Annotated in this window: 22 protein-coding genes; 11 read left to right on the top strand and 11 right to left on the bottom strand. The window is 68.2% G+C overall.

Annotation, left to right across the window (positions count from 1 at the left end; all coding sequences use genetic code 11):
- Window positions 1-6 precede the first annotated feature (6 nt).
- The 5 genes from ACNH6H_RS07885 to ACNH6H_RS07865 all read right to left on the bottom strand — a co-directional run bounded on the left by ACNH6H_RS07885 (window position 7) and on the right by ACNH6H_RS07865 (window position 3,075).
- Window positions 7-897, bottom strand: coding sequence for a mechanosensitive ion channel family protein (locus tag ACNH6H_RS07885; protein WP_418316942.1), 891 nt, complete (start codon window positions 895-897; stop codon window positions 7-9).
- Window positions 898-961: 64 nt separating this feature from the next.
- Window positions 962-2,230: an FCSD flavin-binding domain-containing protein gene (locus ACNH6H_RS07880; protein WP_418316941.1), complete on the bottom strand. Its 1,269-nt coding sequence runs from the start codon at window positions 2,228-2,230 to the stop codon at window positions 962-964.
- Window positions 2,227-2,568: a c-type cytochrome gene (locus ACNH6H_RS07875; RefSeq protein WP_418316940.1), complete on the bottom strand. Its 342-nt coding sequence runs from the start codon at window positions 2,566-2,568 to the stop codon at window positions 2,227-2,229. Before ACNH6H_RS07875 ends, ACNH6H_RS07880 begins: the two co-directional genes overlap by 4 nt.
- Before the next feature lie 209 nt (window positions 2,569-2,777).
- On the bottom strand, window positions 2,778-2,909 hold the full coding sequence (locus ACNH6H_RS07870; RefSeq protein ID WP_418316939.1) for a hypothetical protein: 132 nt from the start codon (window positions 2,907-2,909) through the stop codon (window positions 2,778-2,780).
- Between the two features lie 4 nt (window positions 2,910-2,913).
- The gene (locus ACNH6H_RS07865; protein WP_418316938.1) at window positions 2,914-3,075 is read right to left on the bottom strand and encodes a DUF1328 domain-containing protein; all 162 of its coding nucleotides are present in this window, start codon (window positions 3,073-3,075) and stop codon (window positions 2,914-2,916) included.
- A 249-nt stretch (window positions 3,076-3,324) separates the two neighbouring features.
- Here ACNH6H_RS07865 and ACNH6H_RS07860 point away from each other — a divergent pair, with 249 nt between their 5' ends.
- The 5 genes from ACNH6H_RS07860 (at window position 3,325) to ACNH6H_RS07840 (ending at window position 11,133) form a co-directional block, all read left to right on the top strand.
- Window positions 3,325-4,323, top strand: coding sequence for an aldo/keto reductase (locus tag ACNH6H_RS07860; RefSeq protein WP_418316937.1), 999 nt, complete (start codon window positions 3,325-3,327; stop codon window positions 4,321-4,323).
- 97 nt (window positions 4,324-4,420) lie between these two features.
- Window positions 4,421-4,831 carry a hypothetical protein gene (locus ACNH6H_RS07855; protein WP_418316936.1) on the top strand — a complete coding sequence of 137 codons (411 nt, stop codon included), beginning with the start codon at window positions 4,421-4,423 and terminating at the stop codon, window positions 4,829-4,831.
- Between the two features lie 131 nt (window positions 4,832-4,962).
- The gene (locus ACNH6H_RS07850; protein WP_418316935.1) at window positions 4,963-6,285 is read left to right on the top strand and encodes a TolC family protein; all 1,323 of its coding nucleotides are present in this window, start codon (window positions 4,963-4,965) and stop codon (window positions 6,283-6,285) included.
- A gap of 1 nt (window position 6,286) precedes the next feature.
- Window positions 6,287-7,957, top strand: a complete 1,671-nt coding sequence (locus tag ACNH6H_RS07845) for an efflux RND transporter periplasmic adaptor subunit (RefSeq protein ID WP_418316934.1) — start codon at window positions 6,287-6,289, stop codon at window positions 7,955-7,957.
- Window positions 7,954-11,133: an efflux RND transporter permease subunit gene (locus ACNH6H_RS07840; protein ID WP_418316933.1), complete on the top strand. Its 3,180-nt coding sequence runs from the start codon at window positions 7,954-7,956 to the stop codon at window positions 11,131-11,133. Before ACNH6H_RS07845 ends, ACNH6H_RS07840 begins: the two co-directional genes overlap by 4 nt.
- A gap of 16 nt (window positions 11,134-11,149) precedes the next feature.
- Here ACNH6H_RS07840 and ACNH6H_RS07835 read toward each other — a convergent pair whose 3' ends face one another.
- The 4 genes from ACNH6H_RS07835 to ACNH6H_RS07820 form a co-directional block, all read right to left on the bottom strand.
- Window positions 11,150-11,755 carry a 2-hydroxychromene-2-carboxylate isomerase gene (locus ACNH6H_RS07835; RefSeq protein WP_418316932.1) on the bottom strand — a complete coding sequence of 202 codons (606 nt, stop codon included), beginning with the start codon at window positions 11,753-11,755 and terminating at the stop codon, window positions 11,150-11,152.
- Between the two features lie 184 nt (window positions 11,756-11,939).
- A complete protein-coding gene (locus ACNH6H_RS07830; RefSeq protein WP_418315762.1) occupies window positions 11,940-13,376 on the bottom strand; it encodes an IS1182 family transposase in 1,437 nt (478 codons plus the stop codon).
- Between the two features lie 622 nt (window positions 13,377-13,998).
- A complete protein-coding gene (locus tag ACNH6H_RS07825) occupies window positions 13,999-14,931 on the bottom strand; it encodes a haloalkane dehalogenase (RefSeq protein ID WP_418316931.1) in 933 nt (310 codons plus the stop codon).
- A 23-nt stretch (window positions 14,932-14,954) separates the two neighbouring features.
- On the bottom strand, window positions 14,955-15,629 hold the full coding sequence (locus tag ACNH6H_RS07820) for a hypothetical protein (protein WP_418316930.1): 675 nt from the start codon (window positions 15,627-15,629) through the stop codon (window positions 14,955-14,957).
- Window positions 15,630-15,787: 158 nt separating this feature from the next.
- Here ACNH6H_RS07820 and ACNH6H_RS07815 point away from each other — a divergent pair, with 158 nt between their 5' ends.
- Window positions 15,788-18,463, top strand: a complete 2,676-nt coding sequence (locus ACNH6H_RS07815; protein ID WP_418316929.1) for a LuxR C-terminal-related transcriptional regulator — start codon at window positions 15,788-15,790, stop codon at window positions 18,461-18,463.
- Between the two features lie 38 nt (window positions 18,464-18,501).
- Here ACNH6H_RS07815 and ACNH6H_RS07810 read toward each other — a convergent pair whose 3' ends face one another.
- Window positions 18,502-18,684, bottom strand: a complete 183-nt coding sequence (locus ACNH6H_RS07810) for a DUF2805 domain-containing protein (RefSeq protein ID WP_418316928.1) — start codon at window positions 18,682-18,684, stop codon at window positions 18,502-18,504.
- 203 nt (window positions 18,685-18,887) lie between these two features.
- Between ACNH6H_RS07810 and ACNH6H_RS07805 the strand changes: the two genes are divergently transcribed.
- Window positions 18,888-19,931 (top strand): thiamine pyrophosphate-dependent dehydrogenase E1 component subunit alpha, encoded by a 1,044-nt coding sequence (locus ACNH6H_RS07805; RefSeq protein ID WP_418316927.1) that lies wholly within the window; start codon window positions 18,888-18,890, stop codon window positions 19,929-19,931.
- Window positions 19,918-20,973 carry an alpha-ketoacid dehydrogenase subunit beta gene (locus tag ACNH6H_RS07800; RefSeq protein WP_418316926.1) on the top strand — a complete coding sequence of 352 codons (1,056 nt, stop codon included), beginning with the start codon at window positions 19,918-19,920 and terminating at the stop codon, window positions 20,971-20,973. The genes ACNH6H_RS07805 and ACNH6H_RS07800 overlap by 14 nt, the downstream gene beginning before the upstream one ends.
- On the opposite strand, the gene ACNH6H_RS07795 is transcribed toward ACNH6H_RS07800, so the two are convergent.
- A complete protein-coding gene (locus ACNH6H_RS07795) occupies window positions 20,936-21,589 on the bottom strand; it encodes an N-acetyltransferase family protein (RefSeq protein ID WP_418316925.1) in 654 nt (217 codons plus the stop codon). The genes ACNH6H_RS07800 and ACNH6H_RS07795 overlap by 38 nt on opposite strands.
- Window positions 21,590-21,796: 207 nt before the next feature.
- On the opposite strand from ACNH6H_RS07795, the gene ACNH6H_RS07790 reads away from it, so the two are divergent.
- The 3 genes from ACNH6H_RS07790 (at window position 21,797) to ACNH6H_RS07780 (ending at window position 26,555) form a co-directional block, all read left to right on the top strand.
- Window positions 21,797-21,961, top strand: coding sequence for a hypothetical protein (locus ACNH6H_RS07790; protein WP_418316924.1), 165 nt, complete (start codon window positions 21,797-21,799; stop codon window positions 21,959-21,961).
- A complete protein-coding gene (locus ACNH6H_RS07785; RefSeq protein ID WP_418316923.1) occupies window positions 21,945-22,364 on the top strand; it encodes a hypothetical protein in 420 nt (139 codons plus the stop codon). Before ACNH6H_RS07790 ends, ACNH6H_RS07785 begins: the two co-directional genes overlap by 17 nt.
- A gap of 75 nt (window positions 22,365-22,439) precedes the next feature.
- Window positions 22,440-26,555, top strand: coding sequence for a PAS domain-containing protein (locus ACNH6H_RS07780; protein WP_418316922.1), 4,116 nt, complete (start codon window positions 22,440-22,442; stop codon window positions 26,553-26,555).
- Window positions 26,556-26,571: the final 16 nt, after the last annotated feature.

The raw sequence follows: 26,571 nt of genomic DNA, 5'->3' as shown, positions 1-26,571 counted from the left end.
TCGCCGTCAGGACGAGCCGACAGCCTTCTGGTCGGCTGCCTGCAACGGCAGCGCCTGCGCATCTTCGCCGCGCTGCACGAACAGATTGACATCGCGCTGCGGGAACGGGATCGAGATGCCGCCGGCCTCGAGCGCCTCCTTGCAGCGCTGCACCAGGTCGAGTTTGGTGCCCCACCAGTCGGCACGCGCGGTCCAGACGCGGAACAGGATATTGACCGAGCTGTCGCCGAGCGAAGAGACCTTGATCAGCGGCGCCGGGTCGTCGAGGATGCGCTCCTCTTCATCGGCAATCTGGCGCAGGATCTCGAGCGCGCGGTTGATGTCGTCACCATAGGCAATGCCGTAGGTCTCGTCGATGCGGCGGATGTCCTTGTCGGTCACCGACAGGTTGATGATCGTCTGGCCCCAGATCTTCGAATTCGGCAGGTAGGCGCACGGCCCGTCGGGCAGGTGTGCCTTGCAGATGAAGAAGCCGAGCTGGTCGATGATGTAGACGTCGCCGGCGACCTTCACCGCATCGCCGATCTTGAACGGCCGGAAGGCCAGGATCATCACGCCCGATGCGACATTGCTCAGCGTGCCCTGCAGCGCCAGGCCGACCGCCAAGCCGGCCGCGCCGAGCAGCGCAATCAGGCTCGTCGTCTCGACGCCGAAGCGGTTCAATACCGCGATCAGCGTGAAGACGATGATGCCGATGCGAACGACCTTGCCGGGCAGCGAGTGGAAGACCGGATCGATCTTCTGCGAGCGCGCCATCGCCTTGTCGGTCAGCCGCGACAGCCAGCCGGCAAGCAGAAAACCGATGATCAGCGTGACGATCGCGCCGAGCACGTTCAGCCCGTAGGTCGTCAGCAAGCCGACGACCATCGTCGTATAGCTTTCGTCTTTGTCGTTCATCGGCCGAGCATAGCGGGTTCAGGCCGGGCCTCGGGCACCGGCCTGCCGTGTGATCGCACGATGGTCAACCGAGCACGTCGGACCAGATGTTGCGCGCCCAGGCATGGGCGTAGGTCGCCTCGGGTTCGCTCAGGTCCGGCGAGACGCCGCCGCTGCCTTCGACCGACACATAGGTCTTCTTTGCGGCGTCGTAGTGGTGGACGGAAGCGACGTGCACCGCCTGCGCATCGGAGACGAAGCTGTAGCAGGTATTGGTGATCATTGCGCCGGCCGACGGCTGCCGGCCATCGAGCAGTGCGATCACCGCGGCGGCGGCCAGGTGGCCATGCTGATTCGCCATGTGGCCGGACTTCGGCATCGCCGGCGCCGACTGCGTCGCGTCGCCGATGATGTGCACGCCCGCGGCCGCCTTCGATTCGCAACTCAGCCAGTCGGTTTCGCACCAGCGGTCGTTGGCGGTGATGAACGGCGTCGCGATCGCGGCCGCCTTCTGCGGCGGTATCACGTTCAGCACGTCGGCGCGCACATCCGAGAAGGTCAGCTTCGCGGTGCGGGTCCGGACATCGACGTCCATCAATTCGCTGTTCGGCCGGTATTCGATCATTCCCGGATACAGGTTGTCCCAGGCCTTCGTGAACAAACCCTTCTTCGACTGGATGTCGGCATTCGCATCGAGGACCAGGATCTTCGAGCGTGGCTTGACCTTCTTCAGATAACTCGCGACCTGGCAGACCCGCTCGTAGGGGCCGGGCGGGCAGCGGTACGGTGCGCGCGGAATGTGCATCGCGAAGACGCCGCCATCGGCCATCGCCTGCAACTGCGATCGCAATGCCAGCGTCTGCGGGCCAGCCTTCCAGGCATGCGGAATCGCCTCGCGAGCGGCCTCGGTCGACAGCCCCGGGATGCCCTGGTACATGAAATCGATGCCGGGCGAGACGATCAGCCGGTCGTAGCCGAGCGTGGTGCCGCCGGCAAGCCGCACCTGGCGTTTCGCGGCATCGACCGCAACCGCCTCGTCGCGGATCAGCCGCACGCCATGGCGGCTGCGCAAGGCGTCGTAGCCGGTGCTGATATCGGCAATCTGCCGGCTGCCGCCGAGCACGAGGTTGCTCAGCGGGCAGGAGATGAAACGGTCACCGCGTTCGACCAGATCGACATCGACCCTGCCGTTGCTCCACATCCGCAGATAACGCGCAGCGGTTGCGCCGCCGAAGCCGGCGCCGATCACGACGACCTTCGGCCGCGCCCGGCCGCCAACCGCGGCGCAGCCGCCGAGCGATGCCAGTGCAGCGCCGGCGCCAACCAGCTTCAACAGATCGCGACGGCCGTTCATGATCCACCTCCCTGGCGGCGCTGGCTCGCGAAAAAGCTGGCCATTGTTTCGATCTCGGCATCGCCATAACCCTTGGCGAGTTGGTGCATCACCGTTGCCGGCCGCTGGCCCGACTTGAAGGCCTTCATCTGCGCGATGAAATAGGCGCGGTCCATGCCTGCGAGCACCAGGCCGCCGCTTTGCGCATGCCCGTTCGTGCCGTGGCAGCCGGTGCAACCGGCCGCCAGCAGTTGAGCGCGATCTGCACCGGCACCGCCGGCCGCGTGCACCGGCCCGGCCGCCGCGCCGAGGCCGGCCGCCAAGGCCACCATCAAGATCTTGCCGCTGATCTGCCGCATCGTGCCTCCATTCGTGGTCGATGCCCGATGCTGAACGAAGTCAGACGGAATTCGCATCCGTTGTTGTACTAGGCGCGTGAGCGCCTCAAACGGAGGTGGTGCGGATGGGATCAGTCGTTTGACGACCGATTTGTCGCCCGGATCAGAGGCCGGCCGGGCAGCAGAAGGGCCGATTCCGCGAGCGCCGAGTTGCGTCGGCGATCGCGGAATCAGCCCTTGCGGCCGAAGAAGAAATTGGCGAGGCCCAGCACGACCAGGATCAGGAAAGCGATCTTGAACAGGCCGGACCCGCATGTGCCGTAGGCAGGCCCGTAGCGGGCCCGCCCGGTGAACCTGGTCACTTGATCATCCCCTGCCGCGGCCGAAGAAGAAGGTCGCGACGGCCAGCACGATGAAGACCAGGAACAGGATTTTCGCGATGCCTGCGGCACCGGCAGCAATGCCGCCGAAGCCGAACAGTGCGGCGATCAGCGCGATGACGAGAAAGACAATGGCGTAATGCAGCATGATGGTTCCCCTTTTTGGGTGAAAGCCGGCAAGCGGCCTTGACATTGGGTCGAGCCCTGGCTGCAGGCAACCGCGACTCGAAGCGTGGTTTCATCGTGTTGCAAAACGGCCGCGCGGTCACCCGGCCGGCATCAGTTCCGCATGTGGGTCGCCACAGCCTTGACCCGTCGGACGGTTCCGACAGTTGGCGGAAAAGCCGATACGATGGCCGCCGACCGCAACATGCGGCGCCGACGACGGAGCACGACGATGCGTTATCACCGCCTGGGCAACAGTCAGCTCGAGGTTTCCGCCCTGTGCCTGGGCACGATGATGTTTGCCGACCAGACCGGCATCGACGAAGCACGCGAGATCGTCGCCCATGCACACGGGCAGGGCGTCAATTTCATCGACACCGCCGATGTCTATTCGCTCGGCGGATCCGAGAAGATGGTTGGCGAGTTGATCGCGCCGAACCGCCGCGACTGGATCCTCGCGACCAAGCTCGGCAACAAGATGGGCGAGCGGCCGAACCAGTTGCGTTATTCGCGCAACTGGATGATGCGCGCCTGCGAAGACAGCCTGCAGCGGCTGGCCACCGACCACATCGACATCTACTACCTGCACCGCGACTACAACGGCATGAACCTCGAGGAGCCGCTGCGCGCGATCGAGGCGCTGCTGCGCGACGGCAAGATCCGCTACTGGGGGGTATCGAACTTCCGCGGCTGGCGGATCGGCGAGATGGTCCATCTGGCGCGGCAGCTGAACATGCCGGCGCCGGTCGTTTGCCAGCCGTACTACAACCTGCTGAACCGGCAGCCCGAGGCCGAGGTGCTGCCGGCCTGCCATCACCACGGCATCGGCGTCGTGCCGTACAGCCCGATCGCACGCGGCGTGCTGTCGGGCAAATATGTGCCCGGCGGGAAACCGGCCGCGGAAAGCCGCGCCGGCCGCGCCGACAAGCGGATGATGCAGACCGAATTCCGCGAGGAGTCGCTGCTGATCGCGCAGCAGTTGAAGCGCCATTGCGAAGGCAAGGCTGTTGCGCTGTCGCATTTCGCGACCGCCTGGGTGCTCGCGCACAAGGCGGTCAGTGCGGTGATCGCCGGGCCGCGCACACTCGCGCAATGGCAGGACTATTTCGCCGCACTCGATTGCCAGATCGATGCCGCCGATGAGGCGCTGGTCGATTCGCTGGTCGCGCCCGGCCACCCGTCGACGCCGGGCTACAACGACCCCGCCTACCCGCTCGAACCGCGCCGCTGAGCGCCCGGCAGCCGCCCGATGACCACTGCCACGCAGGCGGCCCCGTTCTGGCAGACAATCGCGCTCTTCCCGACCTGCCTGCGCTGAACGCAACACGATGAACCGGACACTGCTGCGAACGATTGCGCGATGGCTGATCGCCGCGTTGCTCGGCGTGCAGTTCGCCGTCGCCGCCTATGCGTGCCCAGCGCTGGCGCAGGCCACGTCGTCTGCTGGCGACGAACCTGCCGCCGCGATGATTGAGATGCCGGCGATGGCCGACTGCGGCGACGTGCTCGGTGCCGTCGATCCGCTGCTGCCGAACCTGTGCGCGGCGCATTGCGAAGCCGATCAGCAGAGCAGCCACAGTGCAAGCGTGGCGGTGCCGCCGGCAATCCCGGTGCCGCTGTACGAGCTTGCGCCGCCGCTACTGCTCGGCTGGCTCGAGCGGCCGGCCGCCGCGAGCCCGAGTGCGCTGGTCGCCGGTGCGCCTCCGCACGCGATCCTGCACTGCGTGCGCCGAACCTGAATCCTCTCCCGCGCGAACGACGCTGAGGCGACCCGCCTCGGCCAGAGAACGCGACCGACCGCCGTGGCGAGCCCGACTCGCCGCGCTCCGCGGACCGTGGTCGCGAACCGGTGTTCACGTTTGGAGATGGCATGTCCAACCCCCCCGCTCGACGCGCGCCGCGGCCGCGTCGCCCACTGCCGGTGCGCAGCGCCTTGCTGGCCATGCTGCTCGGAATGGCGCTTGCAGCCGGCGCCGCTGCGGCAGACACGCCGCTGACACTCAGCGACGCACTGCTCGCCGCGCAGCAGCGCTCGCGCCAGTTGCAGGCGCAGGATGCCGCTGCCGCGGCCGCCCGCGAGATGGCGATTGCCGCTGCGCAACGGCCCGATCCGATGCTGCAGTTCGGCATCAGCAACCTGCCGATCGACGGCGACGAGCGCTTCAGCCTGACGCGCAGCGGCATGACGATGCGTTCGATCGGCATCCGCCAGGAATTCACCGCCGAAGCGAAGCGGCAGGCGCGCGGCGCCCGTTTCGACCGAGCCGCCGAAATCGCCCGCGCCGGCGCGCTGGTTGCGCTCGCGCAGTTGCAGCAGGAGGCGGCGACCGCCTGGCTCGAGCGCCATCTGCTCGACCGGCAGGTCGAACTGCTTCGCGAACAGCGCGCCGAAGCCGCGCTGCAGGTCGATGCCGCCGAGGCGGTGTACCGGGGTGGCGCCGGCTCGCAGGCCGATCTGTTTGCCGCGCGCAGCGCGGTGGCCGAGATCGACGACCGCATCGAACAGGCCTTGCTCGACAGCGGCAGCGCACGCATCCGCCTGCTGCGCTGGCTCGGCGACAGCGCGAACCGGCCGCTGGCCGCGCCGCCGCCATTGATCGCGGCACGGCTGAACGAGACGATGCTCGAGCGGCAACTCGAGCGCCATCCGCAATATCTGCTGCTGAGCCGCCAGCTCGCCGCCGCCGAGGCGGAGGTCGAACTGGCGCAACGCAACAAGCAGCCCGACTGGTCGGCCGAACTGATGCTGAGCCAGCGCGGGCCGGCGCATTCGAACCTGATGTCGTTGACGGTATCGGTGCCGCTGCAATGGGACCAGCCGAATCGGCAGGACCGCGAAGTCGCTGCCGCGCTCGCCCGCGTCGACGCCGCGCAGGCCGAACGCGACGAGGCGCTGCGCGACATCGTTGCGCAGACCCGGCTGATGCTGCTCGGCCTGCACCACCTGAACGAGCGGCTCGCGCTGCATGACCGTTCGTTGCAGCCGCTGGCCGCCTCGCGCGTCGAAGCGGCGCTGACCGATTACCGCGCCGGCAACGGGCCGCTCGCGGCGGTGCTCGGCGCGCGCCGCGGGCTGATCGATCTGCGCATCGAACGGCTGCGGCTGGAAACCGAACGCGCCCGGCTGTGGGCGCGGCTCAATTACCTGATCCCCGACGAAGACCCGACCGTCGCGGAAACGAAGGAGCGTTGAAATGAACGGCAAACACATGATCGTCGGTATCGCTGCGGCTGCAGCGATCGGCGCAGCCGGCTATGGCCTGTATGCCGTCGGCATGCAGCGCGGCATGGACATGGGCCAGCTGGCCTCGACGCCGCCAGCGGCCGATGCCGGCAGCCCCGCGCCGGCCGGTCTCGAACCGCTGCCGCAGGGCATCGCACAGGGCGAGGATGCAACGCGCCGCCACATCCGCAGCGGCATCAAGGCCGGCGACATCGATCCGGCCAACGGCCACCGCGTCCTCTACTACCACGACCCGATGGTGCCGGGCAACCGCTTCGACCAGCCGGCCAAATCGCCGTTCATGGACATGATGCTGGTGCCGGTCTATGCCGGTGCCAACGGCGACGACGGCAGCCAGGTCAGCGTCAGCCCGCGCACCCAGCAGAACCTCGGCGTGCGCACCGCCGAGGTCGTCGAGGCGGTGCTGGCGCCGCAGATCCATGCGGTCGGCAGCATCGCGTTCAACGAGCGCGACCAGGCCGTCGTGCAGGCGCGCACGACCGGTTTTGTCGAAAAACTGCATGTTCGCGCGACGCTCGACCCGGTGAAAAGCGGCCAGCCGCTGGCCGAGTTGTATGTGCCGGCCTGGGTTGCCGCGCAGGAGGAATTCCTGTCGCTGCGCCGGATGCAGGGCAGCGACCTCGCACCGCTGGTCGATGCGGCACGCCAGCGGATGCGCCAGGCCGGGATGAGCGAGACGCAGATCGAATCGGTCGAACGCAGCGGCGCGACGCAGCCGCGCACGGTCGTCACCGCGCCGATCGGCGGCGTGGTCACCGAATTGATGGTCCGTGAAGGCATGACGGTGATGGCCGGCACGACGCTGTTCCGCATCAACGGCCTCGGCACGGTCTGGGCCCATGCCGAAGTGCCGGAAAGCCAGGCCGCATTGCTGCGGCCCGGTGCACGCGTCGTCGCGACGACGCCGGCGCTGCCCGGAGAAAGCTTCAGCGGCAAGGTGCAGGCCTTGCTGCCCGAGGTCAGCGCCGCGACCCGCACGCTGAAGGCCAGGCTCGAACTCGCGAACCGCGGCGGCCGGCTGGTGCCGGGGATGTTCGTGCAGATGGTGTTCAGCGAGCCGCGCGCCGGCAAGGCGCTGGTCGTGCCGACCGAAGCGGTGATTCAGACGGGCCGGCGCAGCGTCGTGCTGCTCGCCGAGGCCGACGGCCGCTTCCGGCCGGTCGACGTCACGACCGGCATCGAGGTCGACGGCCGGACCGAGATCCGCAGTGGCCTCTCGGCCGGCCAGCGCGTCGTCGTCTCGTCGCAGTTCCTGATCGATTCGGAAGCGACGCTGCGCGGCGTCGAGGCGCGGCTGAACCAGCCGCCGGATGCCGCACCGTCTGCGCCCTCGACCAGCGCAGCGGCTGCTGCGCCGCCGGCTGAGCCACGGCACAGCGCCGAAGCCCGCGTCGAGCGGATCGGCCGTGACGATGTCGCGCTGAAGCATGGCCCGATCGCCTCGCTGCAGATGGGTGCGATGACGATGGACTTCCTGCTGCCGAAGGACGGCGCGCCAATGGGCCTGAAGGTCGGCGACCGCGTCGGTTTCGAATTTTTTCTCGGCAACGACGGGCCGCAGCTGACGCGGTTGACCGTGCTGCCGCCGGCGCCGCAACAGGCAACGGGTGGCGCGCGATGATCGCGAAACTGATCCGCTGGTCGATAGGCAACCGCTTCCTGGTGCTGCTGGCGACCGTCATCATCACCGCCTGGGGCGTCGTCTCGCTGCTGAAGACGCCGCTCGATGCGCTGCCCGACCTGTCCGACGTGCAGGTCATCATCCGCACGACCTTTCCGGGCCAGGCGCCGCAGATCGTCGAGAACCAGGTCACCTATCCGCTGACGACGACGATGTTGTCGGTGCCCGGCGCGAAGACGGTGCGTGGTTATTCGTTTTTCGGCGACAGCTTCGTCTATGTGCTGTTCGACGATGGCACCGACCTGTACTGGGCGCGCTCCCGCGTGCTCGAATACCTGAACCAGGTGCAGGCGCGGCTGCCGGCCGGCGCGAAGACGCAGCTCGGGCCCGACGCGACCGGCGTCGGCTGGATCTACCAATACGCGCTGGTCGATCGCAGCGGCACGCAGGATGTGTCGCAGCTGCGCGCGCTGCAGGACTGGTTTCTGAAGTTCGAACTGAAATCGGTGCCCGATGTCGCAGAAGTCGCGTCGGTCGGCGGCATGGTGCGGCAATACCAGATCGTCCTCGATCCGGACAAGCTGGCCGCCTATCGCATCCCGCACTCGCGGGTCGTCGAGGCGCTCGGCCGCGCGAACCAGGAGACCGGCGGCTCGGTGCTCGAACTCGGCGAAGCCGAATACATGGTCCGCGCATCGGGTTATCTGAGCGAGCTCGACGACTTCCGCAAGGTGCCGTTGATGACGACCGAGGCCGGCGTTTCGGTCCGCCTCGGCGATGTCGCGCGGGTGCAGATCGGCCCCGAGATGCGCCGCGGCATCGGCGAACTCGACGGCGAGGGCGAAGCCGCCGGCGGCATCATCGTGATGCGCTCCGACCGCAATGCGCTGCAGACGATCAACGCGGTGAAGGCCAAGCTCGCCGAACTGCAGGCGAGCCTGCCGCGCGGCGTCGAGATCGTGCCGGTCTACGACCGTTCGGCGCTGATCGAACGCGCGGTCGAGAACCTCGGCCGCAAGCTGGTCGAGGAATTTCTCGTCGTCGCGCTGGTCTGCTTCGTCTTCCTGTTCCACCTGCGTTCGGCGCTGGTCGCGATCGTCTCGCTGCCGCTCGGCATCCTGGTGTCGTTCATTGTGATGCAGCAGCAGGGCGTCAATGCCAACATCATGTCGCTCGGCGGCATCGCGATCGCGATCGGCGCGATGGTCGATGCCGCGGTCGTGATGATCGAGAATGCCCACAAGCACCTCGAGCGCTGGAGCCACGAGCATCCCGGCGAGAGCTTGCACGGCGAGGCGCGCTGGCGGGTGATCGGCGATGCCGCGGTCGAGGTCGGGCCGGCGCTGTTCTTTTCGCTGCTGATCATCACGTTGTCGTTCATCCCGGTCTTCACGCTGGAAGCGCAGGAGGGGCGGCTGTTCGCGCCGCTGGCCTTCACGAAAACCTATGCGATGGCCGCCGCCGCCGGCCTGGCGGCGACGCTGATTCCGGTGCTGATGGGCTACCTGATCCGCGGCCGGATACCGGAGGAAAAAAGCAACCCGCTGAACCGCGCGCTGATCGCGGTCTACCGGCCGCTGCTCGAGGCGGTGCTGCGTTGGCCGAAGGCGACGCTGCTGGTCGCGGCGGTCGCATTGCTCGGCAGCCTGTGGCCGCTGCAGCATGTCGGCGGCGAATTCATGCCGCGGCTCGACGAGGGCGATCTGTTGTACATGCCGTCGGCGCTGCCGGGGCTGTCGGCCGGCAAGGCCGCGGAATTGCTGCAGCAGACCGACCGGCTGATCAAGACGCTGCCCGAGGTCGCGACGGTTTATGGAAAGGCCGGCCGGGCCGAAACCGCGACCGACCCGGCGCCGCTCGAGATGTTCGAGACGACGATCCAGTTCAAGCCGCGCGACCAGTGGCGCCCCGGCATGACACCGGACAAGCTGGTCGACGAGCTCGACCGCATCGTCAAGGTGCCGGGGCTGGCGAACATCTGGGTGCCGCCGATCCGCAACCGCATCGACATGCTCGCGACCGGCATCAAGAGCCCGGTCGGCGTCAAGGTCGCCGGCGCCGACCTGAAGACCATCGACCGCGTGACTGGCGACATCGAGCGTGCGCTGAAGGATGTGCCCGGCGTCGGCAGCGCATTGGCCGAGCGGCTGACCGGCGGCCGCTATATCGACGTGCGCATCGACCGCGATGCGGCGGCCCGGTACGGCATGAACATCGCCGACGTGCAGTCGGTGATTGCATCGGCGGTCGGCGGCGAGACGATCGGCGAAACGGTGGAAGGCCTGCAGCGCTTTCCGATCAACCTGCGTTATCCGCGCGAGATCCGCGATTCGCTGCAGCAACTGCGCGTGTTGCCGATCGTCACCGCCAGCGGTGCGCGGCTGGTGTTGTCGGATGTCGCGGCGATCACCGTGACCGATGGGCCGCCGATGCTGCGCAGCGAAAATGCGCGGCTGTCGGGATGGGTCTATGTCGACATCCGCGGCCGTGACCTGCGCTCGGCGGTGCAGGAGATGCAGCGCGTCGTCGCCGCGAAGGTAGAGCTGCCGCCGGGATATTCGATCTCGTGGTCGGGCCAGTTCGAATTTCTCGAGCGCGCCACCGCGAAGCTGAAGCTGGTCGTGCCGTTCACGCTGCTGATCATCTTCGTGCTGCTGTACCTGACCTTCGGCCGGCTCGACGAGGCGCTGCTGATCATGGCGACGCTGCCGCTCGCACTGATCGGCGGCATCTGGCTGCTCTATCTGCTCGGCTACAACCTGTCGGTGGCCGCCGCGGTCGGCTTCATCGCGCTGGCCGGCGTCGCCGCCGAGTTCGGCGTGATCATGCTGCTGTATCTGAAGCAGGCGTGGACCGCGCGCATCGAGGCCGGCCGGACGACCGATGCCGACCTGCTCGATGCGATCCGCGAAGGCGCGGTGCTGCGGGTGCGGCCGAAGGCGATGACCGTCGCGGTGATCCTCGCCGGCCTGCTGCCGATCATGATCGGCAGCGGCACCGGCTCGGAAGTGATGCAGCGCATCGCCGCGCCGATGGTCGGCGGCATGATCAGCGCGCCGCTGCTGTCGATGCTGGTGGTTCCGGCGGTTTATCTGCTGCTGCGCCGGCGCCGCGAGCGGCATCGCGAGAAACGGATCACTCCGAGCCTGCCGGCGGTTGAGCCGACGCTCGGCTGAGTTGCGCTGCGGGCGGTCAACCCGCCTGCAGCGCCTGCCGCACGAACGGCAGCCGGTCCTGGCCGAAAAACATCTGCTCGCCGACGAACATCGTCGGCGCGCCGAAGACGCCGCGCGCAACCGCTTCTTCGGTATGCAGCAGCAGCCGCTGCTTGACTTCCGGCGACAGGCTCAGGTCGAGCAGCGCCGACACATTGAAGCCGGCCTTGCCCATCACCTCGGCAAAGACTTCGGGATCGGCGAGATTGCGGCCATCGACCCACATCGCGCGGAAGACGACATCGACAAACTGCTCGAAATCCTCCGCTTCTTCCATCTGCACACCGGCCGCCGCGCGCATCAGACTCAGTGTATTGATCGGGAAGTGCGGATTGAACAAAAACGGCACACCGTAGTGCTTCGCCCATAACGCAAGGTCGGACGCCATCCAGCGCGCCTTTGCCGCAACCGACACCGGGCTCGCATTGCCGGTCGCCTTGAATACGCCGCCCAGCAGCATCGGCCGGTGGATCAGCCGCGCACCGGCCTCGCGCGCGATCGTCGGCAATTGCGTGTGCGCGAGATAACTCGTCGGGCTGCCGAAGTCGAAGAAGAATTCGACGGTTTTCAAGTTTGCGGTCATCATCAGGCCTCCAGTCTGCATGGTGGCCGCTGCATCGCCGGGTGTCCAGCTTTGCAGTGTCGGCAAGCGGCCGAGGCCGTGTGGAAACTCGGTTTTCCGATCACCTGAGCAGACCAACGCGATGGCCAGGCGGCAATCTCTGAACTTGCCCCGCGCGAAGAACTTTTAGGTGAGGGCGGGCGCCCTATGCCCTCATCGCTGCGATCAGCGGCCCAGTGCCGAGGATCTTGATCATCCGCTTTAGGTTGTAGGCCAGAACCTGCAAGCTCATCTCGGTTTTCACGCGAGGCAGCGTACGGCTCAGGAAATGACTCGATCCCATCCAGGCCTTGAGCGTTCCGAACACATGCTCGACGGTCTGCCTTCGTTGCTTCATGGCTTCGGGCGCGCGCTCCAGCCGTTCTTGAACGACATCTAGGATGTCGTCGTGCTCCCAGCGGGCGATACGGCGATTCTTGCTCGTCGTGCACTGTGGCTTCATCGGGCACTGTGGGCAGTCTGACGACCAATACTTGTGCAGGATCTTGCCCCTCTCCTCGGATGTAAACCTGTGGATGGCAATCCGCCCGGCCGGGCACCGGTATTCGTCTTTCTCGCCGTCGTAGACGAAATCCCGCTTGTCGAAGAGCCCGTCGGCCAGGTTGTTCGAAGTCATCGGCTTGGGAACGACTGCGGCCACACCCGAGCGCTCGCACTCCAGGATCTCGTAGCCTTCGTAATACCCGCGATCGGCCAGCGCAATCAGCTTGTCCTCGCCGGTGGCTGCCTTGGCAAGCTTGGCCATGTTCGCCAGTTGGTCCCTGTCATGGCCAACGTTGGTGACCTCGTGGGCCACGATCAGGTGGTGCTTGGCATCCACGACCGTCTGGACGTTGTAGCCCACCACGCCAGTGCCTCGGCCGCTGGTGGCCATCGAGCGTGCATCCGGATCGGTCAACGAGATCTGCCCGTCCTCGGACACCTTCATTTGCTCACCGATCGCCTCCAGCGCCTTCATCTGCTGCTTGACCTTGGTGATCTTCTCCTTGAGGTGCGCAACTCGGCCAGGCAGAACGGCCGTGGCATCACGGTCGGCGCGGTCGAGCTCAACCAGGTAGCGCTTGATGCTGCTTTCGAGTTGTTCGATTCGCGCCTGAAGCTTGCGGTCGGTGAAGTTCTTGTCGCGGCTGTTGACCGCTTTGAACTTGCTGCCATCAATGGCGACGACGCCGTCGGTGAAGAGCTTCATCCGGCGGCAAAGCAGAACGAACTCCTTGCAGACTTTGCCGATGGCATCACCGTTGTCACGGCGGAAGTCGGCGATGGTCTTGAAGTCCGGCGCCAAGCGCCCGGTCAGCCAGATGAGTTCGAGATTGCGCTGTGCTTCGGTCTCCAGGCGTCGGCTCGACTGCACACGGTTGAGGTAGCCGTAGACATAGATCTTGAGCAGCGTCGCCGGGCTGTACCCCGGCCGACCCGTCTCTGCAGGATTGGCACGATCGAAGCCCAGCTTCCTCAGATCTAGTTCGTCGACGAAGACATCGATGACGCGAACCGTGTTGTCCTCATGAATCCAGTCATCCAGTTGCTCGGGGAAGAGGACGCTCTGCGTTCGGTCTTGGCCTTCGACGTATCGCCCCATCGATCACTCCTGTCGTCGCTACTGGAGATATGACACAACTGGTGCCGAAGAGTTTCCACACAGCCTCGGCCCGGAGCGGACATCCGTTTGGTCTGTGCCGTGCCAGACTTTGTGGGAGGGGCTTCAGCCCCGATTTGGGGTGATGGCACAGGCGATGCCTTCCGAGGACCAAGAGCAAAGGCGCGGTCGGGCGGCCGCTTGCGCTTAGATGCTTGCCCTCGCGCCGGGCGCTCGGGTTCCCTGCGATGCTCGGTCTTGTGGCCCGTCGCGGAAACTCGCTGCACTCGCTTCGCTCGTTACGCTCAAACAGTCCGCGACAAGTCAGTTGTTGAAGCTCGCTGCGCTCGCGGGCCACAAGCCCTGTGCTTCTCGGCTGCGCATATGCGCGCCAGCAGCCTCCCGCCCGCGCCTTTGCGGCAGCACCGAGAACTTCGACGAGCGGCACCTCGTGCAGCGCGATGGGACTCGACGAAAGCCTCAGTGGTGCCCGACGGCCTCGTCCTCACGCAACTTGCACAACATGCGCAAGCCCGAATCGGGGCTGAAGCCCCTCCCACAAATGGCTGCACCAGCAAGCGGTCGACGACCGCTGAGGGCTGCCATTCGCTGCGATCCTGCCGCTTCACGCCTCCTCGCGGTCGAAATGCGCCAGCGCCTCGAGCGCCACCGCCTCGCCGGACTCCTGCACGAAATGCCCGGTGTCAGGCAGCTCGAAGGCCTCCGGGCAGCCGCGAATGTATTTGCGCAGCATCCGCATCGGCGCCGGGCCGAGCACCGGGTCGAGCATGCCGACGGCCATGAAGCTGGCGCCGTCCCATTCCGTGCTCCACCAGTCGCGCGCACGTCGCGACAACTCGGCGCCGTCGGCATCCGGATGGTCGGGAACCAGGTTCGGAAAGCGGCGCACGCCGGCCTTGTAGCGGGCATCGGGGAAAGGTGCCGCATAGGCTTCGGCCTCGGCCGGGGTGATCTCATTGATCGAGCGCGTCATCAGCGCGGCGATATCGAGATCGGGCCGGCTGTTCGCATAGTCGCGCCACTCGAGAAAGCCTTTGCCGAGAGGGATGTCGCCGGTGCCGAACGCGGTATTCATCACGATCAGCCGGCGGATCACGCCGGGCACGGCCAGCGGCAAAGTCAGCCCGAGCAGCCCGCCCCAGTCCTGCACGACCAGCGTGACGTTTTTCAGCGCCAGCGCCTCGACGAAGGCGACCAGCATCGCGCGGTGCCGGCTGAAGGTGTAGAAGGCCTCGTCCTCGGGTTTGTCGGAGCGGCCGAAACCGAACAGGTCGGGCGCGACGACGCGCTGGCCGGCGGCAACGAAAACCGGCAGCATCTTGCGGTAAAGATAACTCCAGGTCGGCTGGCCGTGCAGGCACAACACCGTGACCTCGGCATCGGCCGGGCCCTCGTCGATCCAGTGCACGCGCAGCCCTTCGAAGCCGGGCAGATCACTGCGGTAGTGCGGCTCGCAGTCGAAGCCGGGCAGGTCGGCGAAGCGCTGCTCGGGCGTGCGCAGCACACCCGGCAGCACCGCGTCGGTGTCGCTGCTCACTGGGTCCGGGCCAGCCGGCGCGCTCAGTCTGCCGCGAAGCAGTACAGCAGGCCTTCGCCGCCGCTTGCGCGCAGCAGCGGCAGCGTGCAGCCGCGGCTCTGGTGCGACGAGTTCCACGATTTCGCGGGCACGCTGTTGTCGAGGCCCATCTTGTCGTGGTGGCCGACCATCGCCGAGCCGTCGGCGCTGTTCTGCGTCCAGTTGCCGCAGGTCGTGTTGACGTTGCCGGCGATGAAACTGCCGTCGGGCTGCGAGCCGGTCAGGATGTCGTGGCGGTTCGGCGTATCGCCGCGGCCGTTGACGATCGCGCCGGTTTCGGTCAGCGCAGTCTGCTTGCTGATGTTGTTGCTGCCGCTGTGCAGGTGGGCGACGCTGGTCGCAATCACCTCGCCTTTCGCATTGCGCCAGGGGCCCTTGCCGATGCGGTCGCGGGCATTGATGCCCGGCTGACCGGGCACCTCCTGCTGGCTCAGGTAGGCGCGCCAGGTGCGGTGGCCAGCGCCGGCGGCGCTCGCCAATGCCTGGCAATGCCGGTCGGCGCCGGCGAGGCCGCCGAAATTGGCGCCGTTGCCTGGGTTGCGGCTGGTGATGAAGAAGCCCATGTCCGACTTCTGGCCCATCATGCCGGCGCAGCCGGCGAGCAGGCCGGCGGCGGCGCCGGCGATCAGGGTGGTTCTGCAAAACGACGTAAGACGCATCGGGTGGGCTCCACAGTGGTTGTCGTCGCCCCAGTCTGCCAGATTTGGCGGGCGCTGGGCAAAGTACTCGGCTGCGCGGCGGCGGCGCAGCGTCAATCGACCCTTCTGGTGACGATTTCTGCCGCCCCGCCGGCACGCGTCTGGCGCAGAATTCCGCCATGCAGATGTCGACCCCGACGGCCGTGTTCGCGCTTGCGAAGATCCAGCCTCCCCGGCTGCGCCAGGGGCTGATCGAACGCCCGGCGCTCGAGCAGTCGCTGCAGCGCGCGCTGCAGCAGAACCGGCTGACCTTGCTGATCGCGCCGGCCGGCTACGGCAAGACGGCGGCGCTGACGCGGCAGATCGAATTGCTCGCCGACGATTGCGCGCTGGCCTGGATCAGCGCCGACGAGGACGACCAGCTGCAACGTTTTCTCGGCTGCCTGACGATGGCGCTGCAGCCCTTCGATCTGCCGTGGCGGGTCTCGCCGCAGGCGCTGGGCACGCTGGCGCTGGCCAGCGGTGGCGTGCGAGCGGTTGCCGACGAAATCGTCAATGCGCTGGCGCTCGCGCAGGTCAGGCGCGGGTTGATCATCGTCGACGATGCGCACCGCATCACCGACCCGGCGATCTTCGAGCTGCTGCAGGCGGTGCTGGCACGGCTGCCCGAACCCTGGGGCGTTGCGATCGCCAGCCGCAACGAACCGCCGCTGCCGTCGCTGGCGCGCTGGCGCGCCGGCGGCGAACTGGCCGAGTTCCGCCAGTTCGACCTGCGGTTCAGCGAAAACGAGGTCGATGCGCTGATCGACCACGTCGGTGGCGCTGCCGCCGGCCTGTCGTCGCAGCAGCTGCTGCAGCGCACCGACGGCTGGGCAGCCGGCTTGCGGCTGAGCCTGACCGCAGCGGCCGCCGACCGGCGCCTGCCTGGGGCCGGCATCGCGACGCAACGCCACCTGTTCGACTACATGGCCAGCGAGGTGCTCGACGACATGCCGGCCGACCTGCGCCGATTTCTACTGCGCTGCTCGGTGCTGCCCGAGCTGACCGCATCGCGCTGCGCGCATGTCAGTCAGATGCCGCAGGCGGCGCTGCTGCTCGACGAGGTCGAACGGCGCGGTCTGTTCGTCAGCGTGCTCGATGCCGCCGAGCTGACATTGCGGCTGCACGACCTGTTCCGCGATTTTCTGGAAGACCGGCTGCAGCGCGAATACCCCGACGAATGGCCGCAGCTGCTGCGCCGCGCGGCCGACAACGAGCCGGACCTGGTGCGCGCGGTCTCGTGCCTGATCCGTGCCGGCGCCTGGGACGAGGCCGGCCGGCTGCTCGAGGCGCAGGCGCAGGCGCTGCTGATGCGCGGCGCCGCACCCGAACTCGAACAGATGCTGGCGCAGTTTCCGGCCGCCGAATTCGAGGCCCGGCCCGGCCTGCACCTGGCGCGTGGTCTGGCGGCCTTCACCAGCCTCGATTTCGATCAGCTGGTCGTCTCGATGCAGGCGGCCAGTGCCGGCTTCATCGGCCAGGGGCGCGACCAGGCCGCGGCGCTGGCGCAGGCCTATGCCTGCATCGGCCTCGAAAATACCGGCCGCCTCGACGAGGCACTGGCCGGGCTGGCGGTGCTGCGCGAACGCGAGATCGACCCGGCCGACCTCGCCTTCGTCTGTTTTGCCAGCGCCTGGGGCAACTATGCGCAGGCGCGCACCGAGCTGGTCGCCGGCCATGTCGGGGCAATGCTCGACGCACTCGAGCAGCAACGCGATCCGCAGGTCTGGGACCGCTGCTTCTTCCTCAGCCTGATGACTGGCCTGCCGGGCATGCGCGCGCAGCTCGAACGCTTCGCCCATGGTGCGATGCGGCTGACCGCCGACCGGCCCAGCCAGTTGCGCGCCGGCGCGATGCACACGAAAGCCTGGCTCGCGTTTTCGCAGGCCGATCTCGACGGCGCGGCGCAGTTTCTGGCCCGCGCCGACGACGACTGCCGCTGGCTCGGCCGGCCGCGCATCCTGATGACCGAAAACTGGATGGCGCACACGATCATCGATGCGATTCGCGGCGACCGTGAGCGCAGCCTCGAGGCGGCGCAGCAGAACCGCCATGATCTGGAGCAGAAGGCGCTGCCGGCGAACCGCCTGTCCCATGAATACGAGGAGATCTTCACCCACATCCGGGCCTGCTGGATCCTCGGCGAGGACGCCATGCTGCGCGAACGCGAGTCGGCGCTGGCGCGCCTCGGCAACGACTACGAATGGATGGCCGCCGACGACGACCGCCAGTTCAGCCGCGCGCTGGTCGCGATCCTCGACGGCCGCCTCGTCGATGCCCGCGATCTGCTGGCCACGCTCGAGCTCGATGTCGAGCGCTCGTGTTTCTACCCGGCGACACAGGCCCGGTTGACGCTGGCTTTTGTCGAATGCCGGCTCGGCCGCATCGATGCGGCGGCGGCCAGCCTGCGGCCGTGGCTGGCGGCCGCGCGGGCCGGCGGCGACATCGGCGGCGCGCTGCTGTGCGGGCCGGCGGTGCTGCGCGCGCTGGCCGATGCCGACTGGCGCGATCGGCTCGACGCGGCCGATTGCCGGCTGCTGGATCGGCTGGCCGCGACCTTCCCGCCGCGCCGGCCGCATGCGATGCCGGCCAGCGACGCGTCGCGGCCGCCGGTGGTCCGCGACGACCCGCTGCTGGCAACGCTCAGTGCGCGTGAACTCGAGGTCCTCGAACGGATGGCCGCCGGCGACAGCAACAAGCTGATTGCGCGCCGCTTCGACCTGAGCCCGCATACCGTGAAGCGCCACGTCGCGAATATCCTCGACAAGCTCGACGCACGCAGCCGCGGCGAAGCGGCGGCGCGCTGGCGGCGCTGACGGCGGCGCCCGTTCAGGCCCGCCGCAACTGCGGCGCCTCAGCGCCCGGGCTTGCGCGGCTTCGCCGGCGCGCCGCCGGAGCCGCTGCGCGTCTTCCACAGCTTGTAGGCATTCGGCGTCAGTTCGCGTTTCAGCAGCTGCACCAGCTGGCCTTCGCTGAGGCCATGTTTCAGCAGCACCGCGCGAAATGGCGGGCGATCGTCCCAGGCAGTGGCAATCACGCTGGCGATTTGCGCTTCAGTTAATCGGGGGACTGGTTTGGCCATGGTGGATGTCGACGCCGCGGCAGTTTAGCCGGCGCTTCCCGGATGGCCCGTCTTCGGGCCGGCGTTGGCTCCTCCGGGTCATTCACCAGTCCGCCGTTGCTGCCTAGAGTCGACAGCAGTACCGATTTGCCAGCAGCCAGCAGAAGGGGTCGACGACGATGGATCTGCAACTAGATGGCCAGACCGGCAGGCCGCCGGCGCGTTCGCGAGCCGCCAGCGATGCCGCGAGGCGGATTGCGCTGCTCGAGAAGATGATGCTGATCCGCGCCTACGAGCAGCAGCTCGCGGCGCTGGCCGGCGCGGAAATCCCCGGCACCTGCACCGCGGTCGGCCAGGAGGCGGTGGCGGTCGGCGTCGTCAGCGTGCTGCGCGGCGACGACCTGATCGTCACCAACCACCGCAGCGCCGGCCATCTGCTCGCGCGCGGCGCCGATCCCGGACGGCTGATGGCCGAGGTGATGGGCCGGGTCGACGGTTATTGCCGCGGCCGCAGCGGCTCGCTGCAGGTCTCGGCGGCATCGCTCGGCGTCGTGCTGACCTCGGCCGTCGTCGGCGCCGGCCTGCCGCTGGCCACCGGCGTTGCGCTGGCGCAGAAGCTCGGCGCGGCACCGGGCCGCGGCGACGGCTCGGTGGCCGCCGAAATGGGCGAGCCGCTGACCGCGGTCTTCTTCGGCGATGGCGCGGCCTGCGAGGGCGTTTTCCACGAGGCGGTCAATCTGGCGGTCAGCTGGCGGCTGCCGATCCTCTATGTCTGCGAAAACAACCAGTGGCAGGGCATGGTCCGCCGCGACGAGGTGATGCCGGGGTCGCACGTTGCCGACTGGGTGCGCGGCCACGGCATCGTCGCCGCCAGCGTCGACGGCAACGATGTCGAGGCGGTGCGCAGCGCGACCCGCGAGGCGGTCGGCCACATTCGCGCCAGCGGCCGGCCGCGGCTGCTCGAACTCGTCACCTACCGCCAGCGCGGCGACCGCGAGCCCGACGACCAGGCCTATGTCGATGCCGCCGAACTGAACGCGTGGAAGCGGCGCGACCCGATCCGGCTGATGAGCGAGCGCCTGCTCGCCGATGCGCTGCTGCAGCCAGCCGAGCTGGCCTGCCTGCAGCAGCGCGCCGAAGCCGAGGTCGCGGTCGCGACCGCGTTTGCCCGTTCGTCACCGTGGCCAGGCCCGCGCGAGGTCGATGCCGATGTCTACGCCTGACAAAACGGTTTGCCGCTGCGCTCCGGCACGGCGCTCGGCCAGCGTCGAGCGGGCGATCGCCGATGCGCTGGCCGAGGAGATGCGCCGCGACCCGCGGGTCGTGGTATTCGGCGAAGGCGTCGCGGCGCAGCGGCCCGATCTGCTTGCCGAATTCGGCCCGACACGGGTCCGCAACACGCCGCTGGCCGAGGCGGTGATCGCCGGCGCCGCCACCGGCGCGGCGGCGATGGGGCTGCGCCCGGTCATCGACCTGTTGTACGCGCCGCTGCTGATGCTGGCGATGGACGCGATCGTCAACAGCGCCGGCAAGCTGCATTTCCTGTCGGCGGGCCAGTTCTCGATTCCGCTGGTCGTGCTGGCGCAAACCGGCTCCGGCTGCGCGATCGGCGGCCGCCACAACCACAACCTGGAGGCGATGTTTGCCCATGCGCCGGGGTTGAAGGTCGTGATGCCGTCGGCGCCGGCCGATTTCAAGGGCCTGCTGAAGGCGGCGATCCGCGACGACAACCCGGTGCTGTTCTTCATCGACATGGGCTTGTCGGAGGGCGCTGACGGATGGCCGGCCGGCGATGCCGCGCTGCTGCCGCTCGGCCGCGCCGCGGTGCTTCGTCGCGGCAGCGACCTGACGCTGGTCGCCCACGCCAAAACCGTCGGCCGTTGCCTGCAGGCCGCCGAACGCCTCGCCGCGCACGGCGTTTCTGCCGAGGTGATCGACCTGCGTACGCTGAAGCCGCTCGACGAGGCGGCGCTGCTCGGCTCGGTGCGCAAGACCGGCCGGCTGCTGATCGTCCACGAGGCGGCGCGCTGCTGCGGCATCGGTGCCGAGATCGCGGCGATCGCCGGCGAGTTGGCCTTCGATGCGCTGCGTGCACCGCTCGTGCGGTTGACCGGCCCGGATGCGCCGGCCGCCGCATCGGCAGCGCTCGAGCGGGCCGCGGTGCCCGATGTCGATGCGATCGTCGACGCCGCGCTGCGGCAGTTCGGCGATGCGCCGCGGCATGGATTCAGTGGGCCGGCACCCAGCGCGGCATCGGCGTCGTGAGCGGCAGCCGTTGCGGCTGCTCGACCGGCTGCTGCTGCAGCGTGCGGCTCAGCAGCCGCAGCCGGGCATCGCCAGGATGGCTGCGCAGTTGAAATTCGTGGCGCCGCGCGAGGCTGATCATCGCGTCGTTGTCGGCCACGACATCACCGATCAGCCGGCCGACCTGCTGGCGCTCGGCCGAGGCGATCAGCCGCTGCAGCAGCGCGCCGCCGATGCCGACACCTTGCCAGTTGTCGTCGACGACCAGCGCAAATTCGCGCTCGTCGACCGCATCGTCGGCAAGCGCATAACGCGCCTCGGCGATGCAGCGCGGTCCGTCTGCCGTCTCTGCCAGTGCGAGCAGCGCCAGTTCGCGCTGCGCGTCCCAGTGGGTCATCCGTTGCAGCACCTGGCGCGAGACGGTGCGCACACCGCCGTGAAAGCGCAGCCGGCGCGCCGCCGGCGTCAGACCGGCAAAAAACTCATCGAGCAGCGTTTCGTCGCCAGGCACGATGTGGCGCAGCAGCACGCTGCGGCGGTCGCGGGCGAGAACGGTCTGCGGCAGCGGCCCGGTTGTCGTGGCGTCGGTCGACGGCGTGACCGGTACCAGCCATCGTTTCAGCATCACGTTGTCCATCGCAGCGCTCCTCGCTTCGGTGATGGAGGCATCGTTGCCGGCGCCGATGGCGTGGGTATTTCAGTCGGCCGGCTGTCCGTTGCAGATGCAACGATGGGTCGCCGCATGGCTCCGGTTTCAATTGAAATGTGATCTGCAGCGATCGGTAACGGCGCGGTAGCCACCGCATTCGAAGCTGCGGCATTCGTAGCCGAACAGGAGAACCTGATGGCCGCCTACCTTAGCCCCGATCCGATCGCCGAAATGCCGGCGCTTGCCGAGAATGCCGATGAGTTCGATGCCGCAATCGACAGCTGGACCCTCGACGAACTCGATGCCGGCGCCGAATCCGGCCTGCTGCGCGGGATCCTTGCCGATGCTGGCGGTGAATGAGCCGGTGCAGCAGCGGCCTGCAGTGGCCGCCGCATGGCCGGGCGGCCGCAGGCCGCGGGTGAAGATCGTCGGCGCCGATGGCCCGCTGTTCGGGCTGCTGCAGACCTGGTTCGAATCGTCGGCCTGCACCGTGTCGCAGCGCGACGACGAGGACGGCGCGGCGCTCGATCTGATCGTCATCGAACTGGCCTTTCCGCGGCAGGGCGGCGTAGACTCGATACGCCATGTCGCGAATCAGCATCCGGGGGTGCCGATCCTGGTCCTGTCGTCGACCTTTCTCGCCGGCATCGATTGCTGCGGCCAGGTCGCGAAGGCGCTTGGCGTCGACGGCGTATTGCCGAATCCGGTGTCGCGCGACGCGCTGCTGCAGGCGACGCGGCGCATCCTGCCGCAGCTGGCATGAGCCGTTCATCTGCTGGCGCGGCGGCACGACGCCGGCGACGCAGCGACCGACAGCGCTGCCGCTGATTGACTGACGATGGCGCCACCGACCCAGTTCGACCCGACACCGCGGCAGCGCTGGTGGTGGCGCAACATGGCCTGGATCGGCGCGGCGCTGGTCGCCGCACTGACCGCCTTCGCCGCGGTCGACCTCGTGAAGACCCACCGTGCCGCGGTCAGCGATACCGAACGCAGGATCGAGACACAGGCCCGCGTCGTTGCCGAGCAGACCACGCGCAGCGTGCAGGCGATCGACCTGGTGTTGCGCCACCTCGCGCAACACACCCGCGCTGGCAACGCGGCCGGCCTGCACGACTATCTGAAGGACCAGACGGTCGGCCTGATCCAGGTCGAGGCGCTGGCGGTCTTCGATGCCGACGGCCGGCTGCTCGCCAATTCACGGCGCGCCGATCCGCCGCCGCTCGACATCTCGTCCGATCCGTTGTTCGCCCGGCTGCGCACCGAACGCGGCAGCCGGCCGCTGATCGGTGATGCACGGGCCGCCTGGTTCAGCGACGGCGCGCTGGTATTCCCGATCATGCGGCGCGTCGAGAGCACCGGCGGGCGATTTGCCGGCGTCGTCTATGCCGGCGCCCGGGTCGACTATTTCCAGCAGTTCTACAACGACATGCAGCTCGATTCGGGCGCGTCGATCGCACTGCTGAAGCCCGACGGCAGCCTGCTCGCGCGCCATCCGCCGCAGCCGGCGGCGGTCGGCCAGCGGGTCGCCCATTTCGATGAACTGCTCGCCGCACAGCGCGCGGCACCGACGCACTCGCTGCGCGGCAAGAGCCCGGTCGACGGCATCGACCGCTTCGGCGTCGCGCGCGCGGTGCCCGACTATCCGTTGATCGTTGCGGTGAGCCGCGATGCGTCGCTGGCGCTGCTGCCATGGCGCGAGCAGGCGGCGGCGACGCTGGTCCACACGCTGCTGCTCGGCGTGATGTCGTTGCTGCTGCTGTGGCTGGTGCGGCGCCAGTTCAGGCGGCTGGACCAGACCCGGCATTCGCTGGAGGTGTCGCGCGAACGGTTTGCGCTCGCCGCCGCCGGCTCCGACGAAGGCATCTGGGACTGGGACGTCGTCGGCGACCGCGTTTATGCATCGGCGCGCGCGCGCGAGATCTTTGGCCTGGATCCGGGCCCGGACGTGCAGTCGCGCGACCAGTGGTTCGAGCAGGTGCGGCTGCATCCGGACGATGTGCCCGGCCGGCGCGAAGCGATGCAGGCCCACCTCGCCGGCGATGCCGCGGTCTACGCCGGCGAATACCGCGTGCTCGGCCGCGACGGGCAGTACCGCTGGGTGCGGGTGCGTGGCCTGTGCGTGCGCAATGCCGCCGGCGAACCGCTGCGGATGGCCGGCTCGGTGACCGACATCGACGACCGCAAACGCACCGAGCAGGCGCTGCGCCTGAGCGAGGAGCGTTTTGCGCTGGCGGTTGCCGGATCGAACGACGGCATCGTCGACTGGGACATCGTCAACGACCGCATGTACACCTCCGAGCGGACGATGGAGATGCTCGGCGTCGATTCGACCGTGACGGTGCGCAGCCGCGCCGAATGGCTGGCGCTGCTGAATATTCACCCCGACGACAAGCGGCGCCATGCCGACGAGCTGCAGCGTTTCCTGGCCAGCGACGAGGCGCTGCGCGAAGGCGAATACCGGATCATCCACCGCGACGGCAGCTGCCGCTGGGTGCGGCTGCGCAACCTGTGCGTGCGCGATGCGCAAGGCCGGCCGCTGCGGCTGGCCGGCTCGGTCAGCGACATCGACCCGTACAAGAAGGTCGAGGCCGCGCTGCGCGAATCCGAGCAGCAATATGCGATGGCGATGACCGGCTCGAACGAGGGCCACTATGTCTGGGACCTTGCCAGCGACGACTTCTTCGCCTCGGCCAAGCTGAACGAGATCATGGGCCTGCCGGAAGCGCCGCAGCTGACCAAACATGCCGAGCGGATCGCACTGCTGCCGCGGCCGGCGGATGACGAAACACGGGTCCGCCAGGCGATCGACGACCTGTTGGCCGGCGTGACGACGCAGATGGATGTCGAATACCGGATCATGCCGCCCGAAGGCGGCGTCCGCTGGGTGCAGAGCCGCGGCCGCTGCTTCCGTGATGCCGACGGCAAGCCGGTGCGCATTGCCGGCTCGGTGACCGACATCACCGCGCGCAAGCAGGCCGACGAGGCGCTGCGGCTGAGCAAGGAGCGTTTCGCGCTGGCGGTCGCCGGCTCCGACGACGGCGTCTGGGACTGGGACTTCGTCGCCGGCATCGCGTTCGAGTCGGCGCGCGCGCGCGAGCTGCAGGGCCTGCCACCGGGGCCGGAGGAACAGCCGCTGCCGCTGCTGCTCGATTCCTTGCGTGTCCATCCAGACGACGCGGCGCGGCGCGCCGAAGGGATTCGCGCCCACCTCGCCGGCGAGACAGCGGCCTATGAATGCGAATACCGAGTCCTGCACGACGACGGCGAATACCGCTGGATCCGCGTGCGGGCGCTGTGCATCCGCGACGACGCCGGCCAGCCGTGCCGGATGGCCGGTTCGGTCAGCGACATCGATTCGCGCAAACGCGCCGAGGAGGCGCTGCGCCGCTCCGACGAGCGTTACCAGCTTGCGGTGGCCGGATCGAACGAGGGGCTGTGGGACTGGGACCTCGCGAGCGACAGCCTGTTCCTGTCGCCGCGCGCGCAGGAGCTGTTGTGGCAGCAGGCCGGGCCGCCGCAGCGGCCGCGCCGCGAATGGATAACGATCACCGACTACCACCCGGACGACATCGGGCTGGTCCGTGAGGCGATCGCCGCGCACCTGCACGGCCGGACGCAGCATTTCAAGGTCGAATACCGGGTCCGCCGCCGCAACGGCGAGTGGCGCTGGTACCGCCAGCGCGGCATTGCGGTGCGCGATGCCGACGGCCGGCCGACGCGGATGGCCGGCTCGATGGAGGACATCACCGAGCGCAAGCAGTCGGAAGCCGAACGCGAGCGGCTCGAGGTGCAGCTGCGCCAGGCGCAGAAACTCGAGGCGATTGGCACGCTGGCCGGTGGCATCGCGCACGATTTCAACAACATCCTTGCGGCCATCCTCGGTTATGGCGAGATGGCGCTGAAGGATGCGGCAGAAGGCAGCGCGCAGCAGCGCAACATCGAGGCCGCGATGAGCGCCGGGCTGCGCGCGAAATCGCTGGTCGAGCGCATCCTCGCGTTCAGCCGCAGCGGCATGGGTGAACGTTCGCCGGTTCATGTGCAGTCGGTCGTCGTCGAGGCGCTCGATGTCGTCGCCGCGTCGCTGCCGGCGGGCATCGCGCTCGAGCGCCGGCTCGCCGCTGGCGATGCCGCGGTGCTCGGCGACCCGACCCAGGTGCACCAGGTCGTGATGAACCTGTGCGCGAATGCGGTGCAGGCGATGAAAAGCAGCGGCAAGCTGACCGTCTCGCTCGAGCGCATCGAGCTGACCGAACCATGCTGCACGACCAGCGTGACGCTGGCCGGCGGCCACTATGTCGCGCTGCGCGTCGGCGATACCGGCGGCGGCATCGCCGCGCCGCTGCTCGAACGCATCTTCGATCCGTTTTTCACGACCAAGGAGGTCGGCGTCGGCACCGGGCTCGGGCTGTCGCTGGTGCACGGCATCGTCACCGACCTCGGCGGCGGCATCTGTGTCGACAGTGTCGTCGGCGAGGGCTCGAGCTTCACGGTGCTGTTGCCGTGGCAGCGCGACATCGCACCGGCGCCGGCACTTGCCGAGGCCGCGGTGCCGAACGGCAATGGCGAAACCGTCCTGCTGGTCGACGACGAGGAGCCTCTGGTGCGGCTCGGCGAGGAGATGGTCGCGATGCTCGGCTACGAGCCGGTCGGCTTCACGTCGAGTGTCGAGGCGCTGGCGACCTTCCGCGCCGACCCGGACCGTTTCCATGCGGTGTTGTCCGATGAGGCGATGCCGGAGATGACCGGCTCCGAACTGGTCGCCGAAATCCGCCGCATCCGCCCGGACATCCCGATCGTGCTGATGAGCGGCTACGTCACCGCAGCGCTGGCCGCCCGCGCCCGCAAGTCCGGCGTCGCCGAGGTGCTGGCGAAGCCGCTGGTCTCGCGCGACATCGCACGCAGCCTGGCCAATGCGCTGCAGCGCCAAGGCAGCGAGACGACGCTGAGCTGAAACATCGCGTCGCCCG

It is taken from the genome of Pseudideonella sakaiensis, assembly GCF_048320135.1.
GTDB classification, from domain to species: domain Bacteria; phylum Pseudomonadota; class Gammaproteobacteria; order Burkholderiales; family Burkholderiaceae_C; genus Ideonella_A; species Ideonella_A sakaiensis_A.
The sequence above is the reverse complement of the archived record's forward strand: the minus strand, read 5'-3'. Positions and strand labels throughout refer to the sequence as shown.